Origin of the sequence: Mesoflavibacter profundi, from assembly GCF_014764305.1 — a bacterium.
Lineage (GTDB): Bacteria > Bacteroidota > Bacteroidia > Flavobacteriales > Flavobacteriaceae > Mesoflavibacter > Mesoflavibacter profundi.
In genome coordinates this window covers 2,247,957-2,263,416 of sequence record NZ_CP061703.1, presented here as the reverse complement: position 1 = coordinate 2,263,416, position 15,460 = coordinate 2,247,957, and the positions used below count along the sequence as shown (strand labels likewise).

The 15,460-nt window shown below is 28.8% G+C and carries 16 protein-coding genes; all 16 read right to left on the bottom strand.

The features are described 5' to 3' along the window. Window positions 1-3: 3 nt before the first annotated feature. Window positions 4-1,077, bottom strand: coding sequence for a glycosyltransferase (locus IFB02_RS10190; protein ID WP_106687267.1), 1,074 nt, complete (start codon window positions 1,075-1,077; stop codon window positions 4-6). Between the two features lie 95 nt (window positions 1,078-1,172). After that, window positions 1,173-2,294 carry a glycosyltransferase gene (locus IFB02_RS10185; protein ID WP_106687266.1) on the bottom strand — a complete coding sequence of 374 codons (1,122 nt, stop codon included), beginning with the start codon at window positions 2,292-2,294 and terminating at the stop codon, window positions 1,173-1,175. Beyond that, window positions 2,294-2,845 (bottom strand): serine O-acetyltransferase, encoded by a 552-nt coding sequence (locus IFB02_RS10180; protein WP_106687265.1) that lies wholly within the window; start codon window positions 2,843-2,845, stop codon window positions 2,294-2,296. Before IFB02_RS10180 ends, IFB02_RS10185 begins: the two co-directional genes overlap by 1 nt. Window positions 2,846-2,855: 10 nt before the next feature. Beyond that, complete coding sequence (locus IFB02_RS10175; RefSeq protein WP_106687264.1) at window positions 2,856-3,854, bottom strand: glycosyltransferase family 2 protein; 999 nt, start codon at window positions 3,852-3,854, stop codon at window positions 2,856-2,858. After that, a complete protein-coding gene (locus IFB02_RS10170) occupies window positions 3,851-4,882 on the bottom strand; it encodes a hypothetical protein (protein ID WP_106687263.1) in 1,032 nt (343 codons plus the stop codon). The genes IFB02_RS10175 and IFB02_RS10170 overlap by 4 nt, the downstream gene beginning before the upstream one ends. Beyond that, window positions 4,875-6,425, bottom strand: a complete 1,551-nt coding sequence (locus tag IFB02_RS10165; protein ID WP_106687262.1) for a glycosyltransferase family 2 protein — start codon at window positions 6,423-6,425, stop codon at window positions 4,875-4,877. The genes IFB02_RS10170 and IFB02_RS10165 overlap by 8 nt, the downstream gene beginning before the upstream one ends. Beyond that, entirely contained in the window at window positions 6,422-7,567 is a 1,146-nt protein-coding gene (locus tag IFB02_RS10160) for a glycosyltransferase family 4 protein (protein WP_106687261.1), read from the bottom strand. The genes IFB02_RS10165 and IFB02_RS10160 overlap by 4 nt, the downstream gene beginning before the upstream one ends. Further along, complete coding sequence (locus IFB02_RS10155; protein ID WP_106687260.1) at window positions 7,567-8,217, bottom strand: sulfotransferase family protein; 651 nt, start codon at window positions 8,215-8,217, stop codon at window positions 7,567-7,569. Before IFB02_RS10155 ends, IFB02_RS10160 begins: the two co-directional genes overlap by 1 nt. A gap of 85 nt (window positions 8,218-8,302) precedes the next feature. Then, window positions 8,303-8,563, bottom strand: coding sequence for a hypothetical protein (locus IFB02_RS10150; protein ID WP_106687259.1), 261 nt, complete (start codon window positions 8,561-8,563; stop codon window positions 8,303-8,305). Next, window positions 8,560-9,480 (bottom strand): lysylphosphatidylglycerol synthase domain-containing protein, encoded by a 921-nt coding sequence (locus IFB02_RS10145; protein ID WP_106687258.1) that lies wholly within the window; start codon window positions 9,478-9,480, stop codon window positions 8,560-8,562. Before IFB02_RS10145 ends, IFB02_RS10150 begins: the two co-directional genes overlap by 4 nt. Then, window positions 9,467-10,045: an acyltransferase gene (locus IFB02_RS14025; protein WP_106687257.1), complete on the bottom strand. Its 579-nt coding sequence runs from the start codon at window positions 10,043-10,045 to the stop codon at window positions 9,467-9,469. Before IFB02_RS14025 ends, IFB02_RS10145 begins: the two co-directional genes overlap by 14 nt. Before the next feature lie 10 nt (window positions 10,046-10,055). Beyond that, on the bottom strand, window positions 10,056-10,820 hold the full coding sequence (locus IFB02_RS10135; RefSeq protein WP_106687256.1) for a sulfotransferase domain-containing protein: 765 nt from the start codon (window positions 10,818-10,820) through the stop codon (window positions 10,056-10,058). A gap of 21 nt (window positions 10,821-10,841) precedes the next feature. After that, the gene (locus IFB02_RS10130; protein ID WP_106687255.1) at window positions 10,842-11,810 is read right to left on the bottom strand and encodes a glycosyltransferase family 2 protein; all 969 of its coding nucleotides are present in this window, start codon (window positions 11,808-11,810) and stop codon (window positions 10,842-10,844) included. Then, complete coding sequence (locus tag IFB02_RS10125; RefSeq protein WP_106687254.1) at window positions 11,803-12,954, bottom strand: hypothetical protein; 1,152 nt, start codon at window positions 12,952-12,954, stop codon at window positions 11,803-11,805. The genes IFB02_RS10130 and IFB02_RS10125 overlap by 8 nt, the downstream gene beginning before the upstream one ends. After that, window positions 12,951-14,345 (bottom strand): glycosyltransferase family protein, encoded by a 1,395-nt coding sequence (locus tag IFB02_RS10120; RefSeq protein WP_106687253.1) that lies wholly within the window; start codon window positions 14,343-14,345, stop codon window positions 12,951-12,953. The genes IFB02_RS10125 and IFB02_RS10120 overlap by 4 nt, the downstream gene beginning before the upstream one ends. A gap of 237 nt (window positions 14,346-14,582) precedes the next feature. Next, window positions 14,583-15,458, bottom strand: a complete 876-nt coding sequence (locus tag IFB02_RS10115) for an N-acetylneuraminate synthase family protein (RefSeq protein ID WP_106687252.1) — start codon at window positions 15,456-15,458, stop codon at window positions 14,583-14,585. Window positions 15,459-15,460: the final 2 nt, after the last annotated feature.

Here is a 15,460-nt window from a genome sequence, read left to right as displayed (position 1 = left end):
ATGCTAGGCAAATCTACGATAAACCTTTAATATTTGATTAATAATTGAAGTTTGAGAAAAATGCATTGTGACATGCTCTAATAGTTGATTTGAATATTTAGAAGCTTTATCTTGATCACGAATTAAGGTTTTAATAGCATTAATAAAGGCTTCTAAGTCGTTAGAGGCTATTAAAATACCGGTTTGATTATTAATTATAACTTCTTGACATTGACCAACGTTTGTTGCTATTGTTGGTTTAGCCATTAAACCGTATTCTAATAATGCTAATGGTAATCCTTCGGATATTGATGGCAATACTGTAAGTGTTGCTTGTTTAATTATTTGTGATGTATCAGGACAACTTCCGTATATAAACACATGTTCTTCAATATCTAATGTCTTTATTAAACTTTTTAGTTTTTCTGAATACAAATCTTTAAAATCTTTCCCTACCAAATGTAAAGTCCAATCAGGATATGTATTTAAAACCTCTTTAAAAGCTTGTATTAAAAATTCGTGATTTTTTTGAGGTCTTAAATTTGCTAAACAAACAATTCTCTTCCCTTCTTCGCCTTTTAAATTTGTTTGCTTTGGTGTATTATTTATTACGGCAAAATTTGGCAGATAACTTATGTGTTTTGTAAACAGATGCTTTTTATTCCATTGTACAAGTAGCTGATTAACACAAAATACATGATTAAAAAACAAAGAACATAGTTTTAAAACTAGTTTTGGTCTTTGAAATAAAAATTCACTTTTACCATAATGGTCGTGCCAAACCAATTTTAACTTCGGATAGGTTAACTTAAGTAGTGTCGCTAAAAAAAATGAGCTTGAATGCGCATGGATAATAGTTATCTTTTCTTTTTTAATAAAACGTCTTAATCTTAAAATAGCTTTAAGATCTAAAGTTCCTTTTTTATTTAAAAATAAATAGCCTACAGTTTTTAAGACGCCTATTTTTAGCAAGCCTTCGTGTCTAGTTGCACATAAGTAAGAAGAAATTTCAGTTTCAGATAACGAATTAGCAAAGTTAACAGCAACGCGTTCTGCGCCGCCAGTTTCTAAACTATCTATTAACTGTAATACTTTCATTGTTTTTAATTAACTGTTTATCTCAATTATCATTCTTTCTACTTTAAGAAAAAAATCCCTTTTTCCTTTTTCCTTATACCTTATTCCTCTTCTCTCTACTCTCTACTTTCTTCAAACAAAATCAAATCCTTCACTTCGTTTTCAAATCGATCTAAAGTATAAGTTTGCGACCAATGTAATGCATGTATTGACAAATTTTTAAATTGATCTTCTGTATAAGATTTAAACGTCTTTAATGCATTGTTTATATCTGGTGTTATTAATAATCCGCGTTGTCCTTCACCTAACATATCTGCTACACATGATACGTTGGTTGCTATTGGAATTGCTCCAAAAAACATAGCTTCTGCTAATACTTTTGGCCAACCTTCAGACTTTGAAGCTAAAATCAAAAAATGAGATGTTTTATAATAGGCCTTAACCGTATCTTTAGATTGATTACCATGTAATTTAACAACGTGATCTAAATTATGTTTATGAATATAGTCTTGAAGTTGTGCTTTTAAAATACCATCTCCAAAAACATCTAAAGTAGCTTTTGTACCCGATTTTACTAATTGTTGAACAAATTGAATCGCAAACATTGGTCGTTTGCCTTCTACTAAACTACCAACAAACATAAATTGCAATGGTTTTGAATAGTCTCTTGTTTTAACCTGTTCCTTTTCAGCATCATTAAACGTAGCGGTAAAAAAGGGTTTAATATTTTTTGATTGATTAGGCCAATTGCCATAAACCAAAACAGATATATTTTTTGTTAGAAAAGTATTAGATAACATCCATTTTTGAATGCGATAGCTTAAAGGTTGTTTAGCGTTTGGATCCCAATTTCCTGCATACTTAGCTGTTTTTATTTTTTTAGGAAAAAAAATTTGAACAACACAACCTAATAAACCAATATTACCTGGACATCTTAAATGTATGTGATCTGCCCAAATCATAGCCTTAAACAGTGCTATTATAATAATTGGTAGTTTTATTACACTTAAGATAATGTGTTTTATAGATGTTAATTGTAAGCTAGGAACAGCTACAAGTTCTGGTTGATTTTTAAAAGGCGCTATCAACAATTTACCAGAATAACTATTTGGTGATAAAATTTTAAATTCGTCTACATAATCAGACCAAATATCCATTTCTCTAACATATGGTGCGTAAGCACAATAAGTTTTGTTTTGATATAATGTAGGCGCATTTGTAACTACTAAAAACTTCATTATATATATCCTTTAGAAGAATTATTATTTACTTTTTTTGCTGGTACGCCAAGTAAGGTAACACCATCTTCAAAAGTATTAACAACTAGAGAATTTGCAGCAATTACACAATTGTTTCCTATAGTAATTTTACCTGCTACAACTGCATTGGCACCAATATAAACATTATCTCCTATAACAGGAACACCTCTTGAAGCTTCTCTACCACTTACTCCAATGGTTACACCTTGCGACAAATTACAATTATCACCTATAACACTTTTAGCATTTATAATAATACCTCCAAAATGACCAATGTAAAATGAATGTCCTATTTGTACAGAACTTGGTATTGAAATTCCTGTAATAATTTCTATTAATTTTTGCCATAACAGACAAATTATTAGTAAAATATGTTTTATTATCGGAATTTTTAATCGGTAACAAAAATGTGCTATTCTGTGTTGAAAAATTGCCCAAAACCCTTGTGTTAAAAACACAATTGAAAAAAAATGACCACCATATTTTTTGTATTTTCTGTAGTCTGAAGCTATTAAGGCAAACACATGCATCGTTATAAAATTAAATTTGCTTTGGTGGGTTAAAGATAATAGAAAACCAACCAACGACACGTCCTAAACTTTCGGTTAAAGCTTTTTGTCTTTCATTAGTCGTAATTACATTGGTCATTCTAATTAATGTTAACAAGAAAGATGTTGAATGAAATTTAAATCTTGCTTTAATGGTTGGATTAGGATTTTTTACACGCCAAACATACCAGCCATTTCTAACTACCATTTTACCATATTTATATTGGTTTGGTCTTCCGGAAGCATCATGATAATGCGCTAAGCGTGCAGCTGTGTTTATACAGTTTTTACCATATTTTAAAGCTCTTAAACTAAAGTCAGCATCTTCATAAAGTCCATAACCTTCAAAGTATTTAGAAAAACTTATATGTTTAAATAGGCTTTTACGGAAAGACATAGACATACCTATCAACAAATCAACCTCATGTAACTGACCTGTTAAAGGATAACCACATGTTCTTCCATGAGAAAATTCTGGAAGTATTCCAGGTAATAAAGGAGACTGTAATCCAACATAGTTTCTTACCACATTTCTTAAACCTTCTTTAACCACGTAATTATCAAATTGATAATATCTAAATTTATTATAAGTTACATTAGGTTGTTTAACCTTCCAGTTATTTTCATTTACAGCAACGCCACCAACACCTATAATTTCAGGATTATTTAAAAACGTATTTAATACTTCTTTAAAATAATCTGGTTCTAAAACAGTATCGTCATCTAAAAAACAAACCACATCAATAGTGTTTCCTACCTGATTAACACCAAAATTTCGTTGTTTAGTTAATCCGCGTTGCGAATCATCTACTTTAAAATATTTTAAATTTTTAAAAGGATTTTCTTCTAAAATAGTTTTGGTATCATTATTTGTAGATCCATCAATTATTAAAATTTCGTCTGGATATAAGGTTTGAGTTGTTACAGATTTTAACAATTTTAATAAAGGTTGCGGACGCATGTATGTACATATCACTAAAGAAAATCTCATAACAATTCGGTTTTAAAATGATTATGTATGTGCTTAAAATAGGCTTCTCTTTTTAACATAGTTAACCACAATTCTCTGTTAGATTGCTGAATGTTTTTAAATGCTTCTTCACTTAATGAATTATGAAATTCTAATAGTTGAGTTGCTATTGGGATTTTAGAATTAGAGTCTATAATCAAACAATGCTTAGACCAATCTATACTTTGATCAAGTGGTAATTTACAATCTGTATCTATCAAAATGGGAATACGACCAACAGCAAGCGTTTCATAAAAACGTACCGAAAAATTACCTACACCTCTTATACAAAACGTATAAGCCGTATTATTTATGTTATTATAAAATGCTTTACTACTATCTATTTTTGTTTGTTCATTTTGTAGTCCTGCGCGATATTTATTTCTTAAAATAAAATTAGAATGAAAAGATTCGTTTTTTGATAAAGTTTGCAAATACCTTGCACGTTTGATACTTGAAGGATAAAACGCTTGTTTATCTACTTTCCATCCTTTAAACTTACGTTTAACTGTGTATTTTAAATGATTAAAAAATTCTTTAATCCATTTTTTAAATCCTAATTGTGCATGACCTACAAATCCTATTGTTGGCTGTTTGGATTTAGTTATTGGCTTAAATCTAGAATCTAAAAATGTAGTGTAAGGATCATTAATAAATGATGGTAAAATAAAAGTTTTATTGTTTAATTTAGATTTAAATCCACCAAGTCTAAATGTGTAAGCATTATCAATATAATTAGTAAAACCGTAATCTCCAGCAGTATATATCCAAATTGGTTTTGCACATAATTTTGCTTCACTTAATAAAGCATCTGTAGCATCTTTGTCCTTAATAAATAGTGCATAGTCTATTGGAAACACTACAACATCTGCATCTTTTACCTGATTAACTAATTGATAGTATTCTAACAATTGTTCATCTTTTTTAAATGCTAAATCAAATAGCAACGGAAAGACTTGACGTCGATACGTTTCACTTAAAAAATTGGTATTTGTGTAAAGTTTAATCATTCTGTTTTGCTAATGCTTGACTCCACTTTTCACTTATTTTCCATTTTGTTTGAAAATCCTTAATGAAAGAAACTGGATTTTTAATCTTACTTTTTTTATACGTTTTTAAACCTAATAATAATTTATAGCCTAATAATTGCTTTTTGGTTAAATAAGTTTTGTACAATAAATAAATTGGCGGAGATGGTTTTGGTTGTATTTCTTCATGATCCCAAAGCTGTTTTACCTTGGTTCTATATCCTCCAAACGGAGCTTTTAAATGTGTTATTATAATATCTGAGAAAAACACAACATCTTCGCCTTGATATCTAATTTGCATTCCAAAATCTGTGTCTTCGCCATAATTAAATTCATAACTCATATCAAATTTGACTGTTTTTAATAAACTAGAATGAATTAATGTATTACCAGCTCCAAAAATACTTGTTTGAGCTGTATCCATAAAAGTTTGTTTTTCATGTGGTTGCAAATACACTGTAGTCGCTGCTTTTATTCCATAATTTATTGCAGAGTCTAATAAACTTTCTATCAAATTTGCATCAAATCTATTATCGTCGTCACCTAATAATACCCATTCGCTTTGTGTTTTGGACAAAGCAATATTTCTAGCATTACAAACACCTGTTTGATGTGTAAATGTGTGATCTATAATAAATGGCCAATCTTGTGTGGTTAAATAATCTAATTCGGATGTAGAGTTTGGTTCTGGATTTTGTTCAACAATGACTACAGTTTTAGGTAATAATGTTTGTTTAGACAAATCTACTAACACATCATACAAATATTTTTTTCTTCCAATGGTTGGTATAATCACATCTACCGTAGACGTTGTGTTAACTTGTTTTAAACTATTTATTTTGACTTTACCTAAATTAAAATCATGATGTTGTTGCTTATAAAATAGAGATTTTAATAAGGCTACAATAGGCAATCGTTTTTCATAAACACATAAACTTAAGGTTAAAAAATAAACCCAAACCCATTTATAATGTTGCTTTACAAATTGATACAAAGTACTTGTAGAGGCAACTTCTGGTTTATAGTTTATCGATACGTTTTCTTTTAGTAACTCTGGTGACGAATAACAAAATAAACCTTGAGGCATACCATGCTTTGCTAAGCTTAATAAAAAATAATTAAAGCTGCTTGATATATCAATGTTGGCTTTAACTGAATTGAGTACAGATGCGTGTATACCGCCAACCAAACTAGACATTAACCAAGTTGGATAATTTACAGTTTTATTTACATTATAAAAATAGTTTCGATCTGCATAACCAAGTGCATTGGAAAGATAATTTTGAGATGTAGGATTAAAACTAGCCATTATTTTTTCATGATGAAACACCTTTTTAAACCCTTCAGGATTTAAAAATGGTTTTAACTCTACATAACACCAAGCTACTAATTGTTTAGGATAAAGCGCCGCAATTTCAAATAATTGTGTTGTTAGTTGACTAGACGTAAAGTCTACATGTATAGGATTAAAATGTATATCTAAAACTTGGACTACATGTTTATTATTGTGAATTAAATAAATCATGATATCAAGTTTTGATAATAGTCTATATTCTTTTTCACTTGGTTTTCAATATCAAAAGTATGTTCTACTTTTTTTCTTGCAGCTTGACCTAACTTTAAGCACAATGCTTTATCATTAAATAAAGTCCTGATTTGCTCTGTATACGCATCGGTTTGCTTGGGATGAATTAAAAAACCGTTCTCACCATCATCTATTAACTCTTGTGCCCAACCTATGCTAGTATTTACTACCGGTTTTTGTAGTGCCATACTTTCTATAGTTACCATACCCAAAGTTTCAGCAAAACTAGGAAATGTACAAACATGAGCATTTTTAATGTGAGTTTGCACTTCTGAATACGGAAGCTTTCCTAAATAATTAACCTTTAATTTAGCTTGATCTGAGAAGATATTTTGCATTAATTGATAGGTTGAAGTTGAGCCTGTTTGTATATCATTAGAATCGCCACCAATTAAAATTAATTGTGCTTCTGGTTCTTTTTGCACTAACTTATTAAAAACCTCGGCTAATTCTAAAACTCCTTTTTTTCTAATAATTGTCCCTATGTAAAGTAAGGTTTTTGGTTTAAAAGCTTCTGGATTAGAATTTATAAATTGTTCTAATTGTAAACCATAATGAATGGTTTTTATTTTGTTTCGGTTTAACCCAAATATTTTAGCTGTTTCTTCTCCTGCATAAGTTGTTGGCGCGATGTAAGCTTTGGCTTTTTTTAATGCTAATTTCTCAAATACAAAATTTTTAAATTTTTGTTTTCTGTTTTCTAGCTTACAAAAATAGGCGTCGCTACCATGAAATCGAATTACTAAAGGCACTTTAAATCGCATAAATGCAGTAATTCCTGTCCAATCTGGTGCTTCAATAATATCTATTTGCTCTTTTGCTACAATAGAATTTACATATGTATTTAAAAGTTTTCTATAACGATACCAAGTAAAAAATGAAAAGTGTTTCTTTTTTATTAAATGTAAAGTAACACCTTCAGACTCTATAATAGTATCCTTAGATTGATGATATACAAATACCGTTACTTTTACATTTTGCTTTACCAAGGTTACAGCTAGGTTTTTTATACTTGTAGCTATACCTGCTGCATGATTGACTTCTGGATGTGGATATTCGGATGTTATTAAACCTACATGCATTACTTCTTATAATATAATTGCTTAATTAAGCTTTTTACTTTTGTTTTTAATAATAAATTATTTCCTGCCTTATTTGCATGAGGAAATGCAACAAGAGGTTTGCGTGCTCCTAAAAAAGATACTAATGTCTCCCAATTACTGTTTTCTATATCAAATATTAAAAAATTTGATTTTCCTTCAAAAAATAATTCAACCTCTAAATTATGGTTTTGGTATCGTTTTAAATAAATGCTTTCGTCTTTAATAGAATTGTTTGTACCATAAATGTAATCATGGTATTTAAATTTTTGGTCACCAAAATGCTTCTGTACACTTTTAATCCAGTGTTTTTCTGATCTTTTTGTTAATATAAAATAAGCATCTGGGTAAAGTTGATAAAGCTCTTTATAAATTAAAAACCAAGGTGTATCTTGAAAAGAATCATAAGTATTTAGTAATGGTTTAGCCTTTTCTAAAATATAAGATTTTACATCTTTATTTAAATCATAATCATAGGCTTCTTTTAAGCTTCCACAAACGGTATAACCTAATATTTGTAATGCTTTACCTAAGGTAGATGTTCCTGTTTTATGAAACCCAATTATAAAAACTTTCCTTTTTCTTTTTAAGAAAATTCTCCTAAAAAGTCCTAATAAAAATGCAGAAGACATTTTCAGGCTATTTTGCTCATTTCTATTAAGTTCAGGAAAGTACATGGTGTTTTTAATTTCGGTTTAATATACTACTTGTAGATTTTTATCTTAATAAAGTGTATTGTTTATTATTAACGTTAGAAGTTTGTAAAGTTAGTTTTTCAATTACAAATTTGTTTCCTTTTGGACCACATTTATCCAAATATCCTAAGAGATTATTCTTTTCTATTTGATATAAAAATTGAACTACTTTAATACTTTGTTTTACTAAAGTCACTACTATTTTTTTTATGCGTGTTGTATTACCTTTAGTATGAGAAACTTCAGTATAAGGATATTCTGATGTTATAAAACCTATCGTCATTTTCTTTCTGTCTTTTTATCTTTATCTGTTATACTTAAAATTGAAGCCAATATAAAAATAAATACTTCGCCTACTAAAAACCATAATCTACTTATAACCGATATAGATATTGCGTCTTGCTTTTCTAAACCTATCCCAATTAATATTGTAATTAATACGCCTTCTCTTACACCAATTCCTCCAGGAGCTATTAATGCTAATACCGCAACAACGCATGCTAATGCAAAACTAAATCCTACAGATAATGGTACATCATACGCTATAATAGATGAACTTAAAAAATAAAAACCTAAACACCAGAAAACCCAATTAATAAAAAAACTAGGTAGTAGTTTTAATGCTTCTTTAAAGGTAAGTACTGGATAATCTATGTCTTTTTTTAAAAATTTATTTACTAACGCTACTAGTTTATGTTTAAAGTATTTTGAAAAAAGAAATAATGAGAAAAATATAATAAATACAAATACTACAATGTTTAAAGATAGACTTAACTCTACTTGAAAAAAAATGTAAATACCAATTATCAATCCAACCCAAAGTGATATTAATTGAGTTTTTAGAGATTCGAAAGCTAGCTTCTTTATTGGGAAATTATACTTTTTTTGAACATATAAAGCTCTAGAAAACACTGTCAAGACTTTTCCTGGAATATACTTTGTGAAAATTGATAGCCCATTGGAAATAATACCTTCTTTAACTGATAACTCTACAACTTTATCTTGTTTTAAAACAACACGCCAATTTTCACATGAGAAGATAAAGCCTAAAAATAAAAAGATAAATGAAATTATAAACCTATATATATTTAAGATATTGGGAATGACTAAATAATCTGATTTATATAAAAACAACAACAAAAAAGATATTGAAATATAAACCGAGAGTTTAAAAAAATTAATGTTCTTAATCAAGTTCATAATTTTTTCCTTTATAAGCAGGTTTATCTTTTATTATTTTACATGGTATGCCACCTGCAATCACATTTGAAGGAATATCTTTATTAACAACAGAATTTGCTGCAATAATTACATTATCACCAATAGTTACACCTGGTAAAACAACTACTCCCATACCTAACCAGACATTATTACCTATTTTAATCGGATCTTTTTTAACCCAATTATCATAATCGTCTTCGTCATGGTTAGCAGAAACAAGTCCAACATTAGGACCCATTCTTAAATTACTTCCTATTTGAATTCCGTTTTTTGCTTGAATGTAGCAACCTGCATTCATACCAGGAGCAGTTCTTTTACCAACTTTTATATTTTTTCTAAATAGTACTCTACTTGTAAAATGGACTGGCCATTCCACAAAACCATTTATTCTAAAAATTTTTTGAGGAATAAAAAAGTACAATAAATAAACCATAGCTATTCCTTCAGATTTTCTATAAAATAAAAATCTAATAAAGAAAAAGATGTATTCTAAAAAATGATATTTTTTTAAAAACGAATTATTAAAGGTCTCTTTATTGTTCATATTTACTTGTTTAAAACTCGTAATTATATTGCTTCATTAAATCTCCACAAATATTATATATTTTTTTTAGGTCTTCTTCTGGCCAAGAATTCCATGTTTTTGCAATATTTTTTTTACCCACATTTAATTTTTCATAGTTTTCACTAAAGACTATTTGATCTGCAGGTAAACCCATAAAACTTGCCATTTCATATAAATAGTCATTTTTATTAGGCCCAAAAATATCTTCGTATTTAAACATTTTATAATTTGGGTTTTCTTTACAAGAATCTTCAATAAATTTATTTACAATCACCCATCTTGCTGCAAGTATTTCGTATTGATTTAGTTTTTTATTGGTTGTAACTTCTTTAGTAACATCCATAAACCAATAGGGTAAATATTTTTTAGCTAAAAGCTTTTTTCCTTTAAATACACCATGATTTAAATGCGATTTTATGTAATCTCTAGGATCTCTAACAATGTGAATGATTTTTGCATCCTTAATCATTTCATTTATTACTCCTGAATACCCATATAGAAAGTTATTACTTTCTATATAAAAATTATAATCTTGATTTTTTGTTTTGAATAAATCTTTTCTTGACCATTTAAAAATTGTTTTTAATGTTTGTTTTCCTACTTTTCCTTCTCTATACATATTAGAAAGAATTCTAAATCGTCTTGAAGGAAATGGTTCATGAACAGATTTTACGTTATTTATTTTTTCTGAAAAAAAATGAGCAAGAAATTGTGTTCCTGTTCTACCTGTAGATACAATAAAAATATTTTTCATCTTAAATAAACTAATACCTTTTTATTTTGAATTAAAATGGTCTTTTTTTAGTAGTACCAGAATTTTCTCTTGGTTATCTCTTATCCTATTTAGCATATCGGCTACAAAAGCTAATGTTGCTATAAATACAGACATACCACATAGCGCCAGCGCAATAAAACCTATGCTTTTATATGGCGTTATCATGCCTTTATTTAACCAATGTATAAATACAAAACCACCTAATAATAACCCTAAGACTAAAACAAAAAGTGCTATACTTAAGAAAAAACGTAATGGTCTATAATCTTTTAAACATTTAAATATTATTAAAGATGTTTTTACTGCATATTGTACTAAACTATTAGCTACTCTAGATACTCTATCTTCAAAATATTTAACCTTTACAGGGATTTGATTTATATTGAAACCTTTATTTAATAAGTCCAAAATGGTTTCATGAGTATAGGTAAAATCACCTTGCAGGTTTAAATTAAGTAAACAGTCCTTGGAATAGGCTCTAAAACCACAAGAAGCATCTTCTATTTTTGTTTTTCCTACCAGACTAACTATACTATTTACTCTTTTGTTTCCCCAATATTTTACTTTAGGCATTTTATCTGGTCGTTTATTATAAAACCTATTACCTATACAAAAATCGGCTTGATTTGTTATAATAGGATTAATCATGTTAGTAATTTGATTAACATCAAATTGACCATCTGCATCTATACTAACTAAAATATCGGCTTGAGTTTTTAATGCAAAATCAACTGCTGTTTGAAACGCTTTTCCAACACCTCTATTATAAGAATGCGATATAACGTTTGCTCCAAAAGATTTTGCAATTTCTGCAGTATTATCTGTACTACCATCATCTACTACTAAATATTGAATGGTAGAAATTCCCTTAATTTTTTTTGGTAAGGACTTTAATACATTTAAAATAGATGCTGCTTCATTTAAAGCAGGCATGTAAATAATTAAACTATATGTTTTATCACTACTCATACAATTTGGATATTACTAAATAATCAACTCTAAATTCATTAATTATATAGATTACAGATATACATTGACTAATTAAAATAAACCATTTATCATTTATACCAATAAGCTTAGAAAAATAATAAAATCCTAAAAAATAAATTGGTAATAATACAAGCCAATATCTACTAAAACCTGTTCCTGCAAAAACAAACCCAAGCATAACAAGGATACATGACAGTAAAACAATTTTTAAAGCTTTAGTATTTCCTTTTTTAATAAAACCAATTAAAAAAACAACAAATAAGACACTACTAATTAAAAAACTTCTAATACCAGTAATAGGCACAAATAGTGACACAAATGCTGGTAAACCATTTACTTTATCTACTAAATAATGCTTCTCCAAACCTAATCCGCACTTTATGTTATATAGCAAAGGATTTTCTGTTTTAAAACGATTAAAGTAACTTATTCCTGATAGTTGATTTGTTTCTACATTCACCATATATTTTATCCAAATCACTACAGGTATTAGAAAAAATATCGAATATTTAGTTATTATCCATATTCGTGAGTTAAAATTATCTTTTAAATCATTATAAAATCTAATTAATAAAACTAAACCTATCACACTGTAAACGTATCTTGTAAGACACATTACGGTAAAGAAGAAAAGTAGTTTTATTATCGTATTTTCTGAAAATTCTTTTGTCATATAATACATAAATCCCCAAAAACTAAAAAACAATATAGCTTCTGGATACATTGTAGAAAACCAAGACACAGAAATTGGATTAACTACTGTTAATACAACTATTAACAAAGCAATAGTGTGATCTAGTTTTTGTGATTTTAGTAATAAATAGAGGTATTTTAATCCAAATCCATATAGTAAAATATTAAATATTTTATGAAATACTAGACTATAAGGTTGTGATAAAAAACTATTAAAAAAGGCGGTTACAAAAGATATTACTGGTGTAACTGTAGATGGATAATCTGTATAATAATATTTTCCTTTTAAAATATTGCTAGCTATTTTAAAGTAAGTAATCTCATCGTTTACTAAAGGCACCAACAACGACCTGCACATAGAAATAAGACTTAGTACAATAATAAAAAGAAACGATAGTCTTATATAATTTTCTTTTAATATGTTTTTCATTCTAATAGATTTGTGATTACATCCCAAATTTGTTTAGAGGCTTTGGTTGGTGTTGGCCCAACAATAATTTTAAACCATGCTTTTCCTTCTGGAACATTGGTTAATTGACCATCTAAAATTTGTTTAACTTGATGTTCTAATTCATTTTTATCGGTACAAAATATAGCTGCTTTATCGCTAGGCATACTTCTAAAATGAACATATTTATAGTTTTGTCCAATATCTCTAATGCCTTTTTTTAATTGAGGCTGCTCATAATTATAATAAATACATGCTTTATCATGAGCCACAAAATCAAATACAGTACTTGAGCACACATTGGTCACAAAAGCACTATGCTCGCATACATTATAAAGCATTTTAAAATCTTCTGGAGCTGGTAAAACTTGATTCCATTGATCACCAACTTGTTTCCAAATTGGATCTAAAACTTCAATTATATCTGCATTTTCTTTTAAAACCGCATTATAACGATTGGTGAAATCTACAGGACATTTTCTGTAAATAATTCCCAAATTATAGCCTTTTGTATTTAAGCTACGTACCGCATTAGCCAAGTCTTCTAAATAGTACTGATCTAAAGGAGATGTGGTTTCGTCATCACCAGAATAACAGATGTATTGCTTGTCTACATCCAAACCATAGGTATTAAAAAATTCCTCGCGACTTTCTTTTAAATCTTGATTAAAATGAGGCTCGAATTGTGGCGTTCCCGTTACAAAAACTTGTTCAGGTTTAACAAAAGGATAGTATTGCAATACTTCGCGCTTCATATGATCACTCCATACACAATAATAATCTGTTTCTACAACTTGCATCGCTTTAGGGACATTATCCCATGAATAGACAAATGCTACAGTTGGTATACCTAAATCTTTTGCTGCTAACAAAGCACTTATAGATTGTGTTGCGCGTTGCGTTGTACAAAACACAAGATCTGGACGATGTTGCTCCAATTGTGCTTTACAATAGGCATATTTAGGATTTTTTCGTTCTAAAGCATTAATTTTTTCCCTTAGTGTTTCTACTCCTTTTTCTGAAGAATATAAGCCTACTAATAACTTTGTATATAAACTTTTAAACGTGTTTTTTAATCCTTTATAACTAAACGGAAATTTATAAGTTGGATAGACCTCATCATTAAATTTATCTCTAGACACGTTTAATTCTGCACGTTTTCTGGCTCTAGAATATATTGGTGTTAATGGATGTATTTGATGATTTTCAATTATGACTTGTTTAAAACCTAATTCTTTTTCTAAATCAAAAATAGTATTGTTCCAATAGGTAATATCAAAACCCATCTCTTCACCAATAGACTTAAAGTTGGTAAAAGCAAAGTTGCGTAATCCAACACCATCTGGAAAAAATATAAATACTTTTTTACTCATTTAACTTTATTCTTAGAGTTTAGTTTTTTTTAAAGTTGTAAGCAATTAGGGAAAAGTTAAAAATTAAAAGGAATTAGATATTTGGGTAATAAAACTTCCTGAATGTAATTAAGTTTTTTGTTGAAATAAAAGATATATTTAAATACATTCACAAAACTTCTATTTTATTTTCTCCATTTCTTTCAACTTCCAACTTCACACTCCACTCTTCACACTTCCAACTTCCAACTCCTAAACCTATCCTTTCTGATTTTTTAACTTATCGCGTTGTACTTGTTCTATTGGTAAAATATCTTGTGTTTTATACGTCAAAGATTCATATACTGCTTTTAAATCTCTTGACAACTTACGCAAACCTGCAGGTTCTAAAGACGCAGCATGATCTGTTCCTTTCCAAGTACGATCTAATGTATAATGACGTTCTATAACATTTGCACCTAAAGTATAGGCTGCCATATCTACTGCTATACCTAAATGATGACCAGAAAACCCAATATGTTTTACAGCATCTCCGTATTTTTCTTTAAGGATATTAATATCCAACAAACAAACATCTTTAAACGGAACTGGGTAACCAGATGTACAGTTATATAAGACTAAATCCTTAGCACGGTTATGAGATTTAAACAGATTTACTAAATCTTCAATTTCATCTTTAGTTGTCATTCCTGTTGAAATATGAAGCTCGCCATCATAATGTTCACACAACCACGTTAACATTTTTTCGTTGTTATTACAAGCAGATGGTATTTTGATAAATTTTGGTTGTAATCCTGCAATTTCTTTTGCAGATGTTAAATCCCAAACCGATGTCGAGTAATCCAATCCCATATCTTCACAAAACTCTTTTAACTCTTGGTGCTGATTAACATCAAATTCTAAAAACTCGCGATGTTCACCATAAGTATCACCGTAAGAGTTTACAGGATTTGGATGCGGCGCATTGTATTGCGCTTCTGTTAGTAATTCTTTATTGTGTCGTTTTTGAAACTTTACTGCATCTACATTACAAAAGATTTTTGCTACTTTAATTAATTCTTTTGCTATTTCCATATCGCCTTTATGGTTACAACCAATTTCGGCAATGACATAAGGTTTTTTATATGTACTCATAA

Coding starts and splice junctions, on each gene's coding strand:
- IFB02_RS10190 (WP_106687267.1), bottom strand. CDS start 1,077: ATGAAAGTATTACAGTTAATAGATAGTTTAGAAACTGGCGGCGCAGAA.
- IFB02_RS10185 (WP_106687266.1), bottom strand. CDS start 2,294: ATGAAGTTTTTAGTAGTTACAAATGCGCCTACATTATATCAAAACAAA.
- IFB02_RS10180 (WP_106687265.1), bottom strand. CDS start 2,845: ATGCATGTGTTTGCCTTAATAGCTTCAGACTACAGAAAATACAAAAAA.
- IFB02_RS10175 (WP_106687264.1), bottom strand. CDS start 3,854: ATGAGATTTTCTTTAGTGATATGTACATACATGCGTCCGCAACCTTTA.
- IFB02_RS10170 (WP_106687263.1), bottom strand. CDS start 4,882: ATGATTAAACTTTACACAAATACCAATTTTTTAAGTGAAACGTATCGA.
- IFB02_RS10165 (WP_106687262.1), bottom strand. CDS start 6,425: ATGATTTATTTAATTCACAATAATAAACATGTAGTCCAAGTTTTAGAT.
- IFB02_RS10160 (WP_106687261.1), bottom strand. CDS start 7,567: ATGCATGTAGGTTTAATAACATCCGAATATCCACATCCAGAAGTCAAT.
- IFB02_RS10155 (WP_106687260.1), bottom strand. CDS start 8,217: ATGTCTTCTGCATTTTTATTAGGACTTTTTAGGAGAATTTTCTTAAAA.
- IFB02_RS10150 (WP_106687259.1), bottom strand. CDS start 8,563: ATGACGATAGGTTTTATAACATCAGAATATCCTTATACTGAAGTTTCT.
- IFB02_RS10145 (WP_106687258.1), bottom strand. CDS start 9,480: ATGAACTTGATTAAGAACATTAATTTTTTTAAACTCTCGGTTTATATT.
- IFB02_RS14025 (WP_106687257.1), bottom strand. CDS start 10,045: ATGAACAATAAAGAGACCTTTAATAATTCGTTTTTAAAAAAATATCAT.
- IFB02_RS10135 (WP_106687256.1), bottom strand. CDS start 10,820: ATGAAAAATATTTTTATTGTATCTACAGGTAGAACAGGAACACAATTT.
- IFB02_RS10130 (WP_106687255.1), bottom strand. CDS start 11,810: ATGAGTAGTGATAAAACATATAGTTTAATTATTTACATGCCTGCTTTA.
- IFB02_RS10125 (WP_106687254.1), bottom strand. CDS start 12,954: ATGAAAAACATATTAAAAGAAAATTATATAAGACTATCGTTTCTTTTT.
- IFB02_RS10120 (WP_106687253.1), bottom strand. CDS start 14,345: ATGAGTAAAAAAGTATTTATATTTTTTCCAGATGGTGTTGGATTACGC.
- IFB02_RS10115 (WP_106687252.1), bottom strand. CDS start 15,458: ATGAGTACATATAAAAAACCTTATGTCATTGCCGAAATTGGTTGTAAC.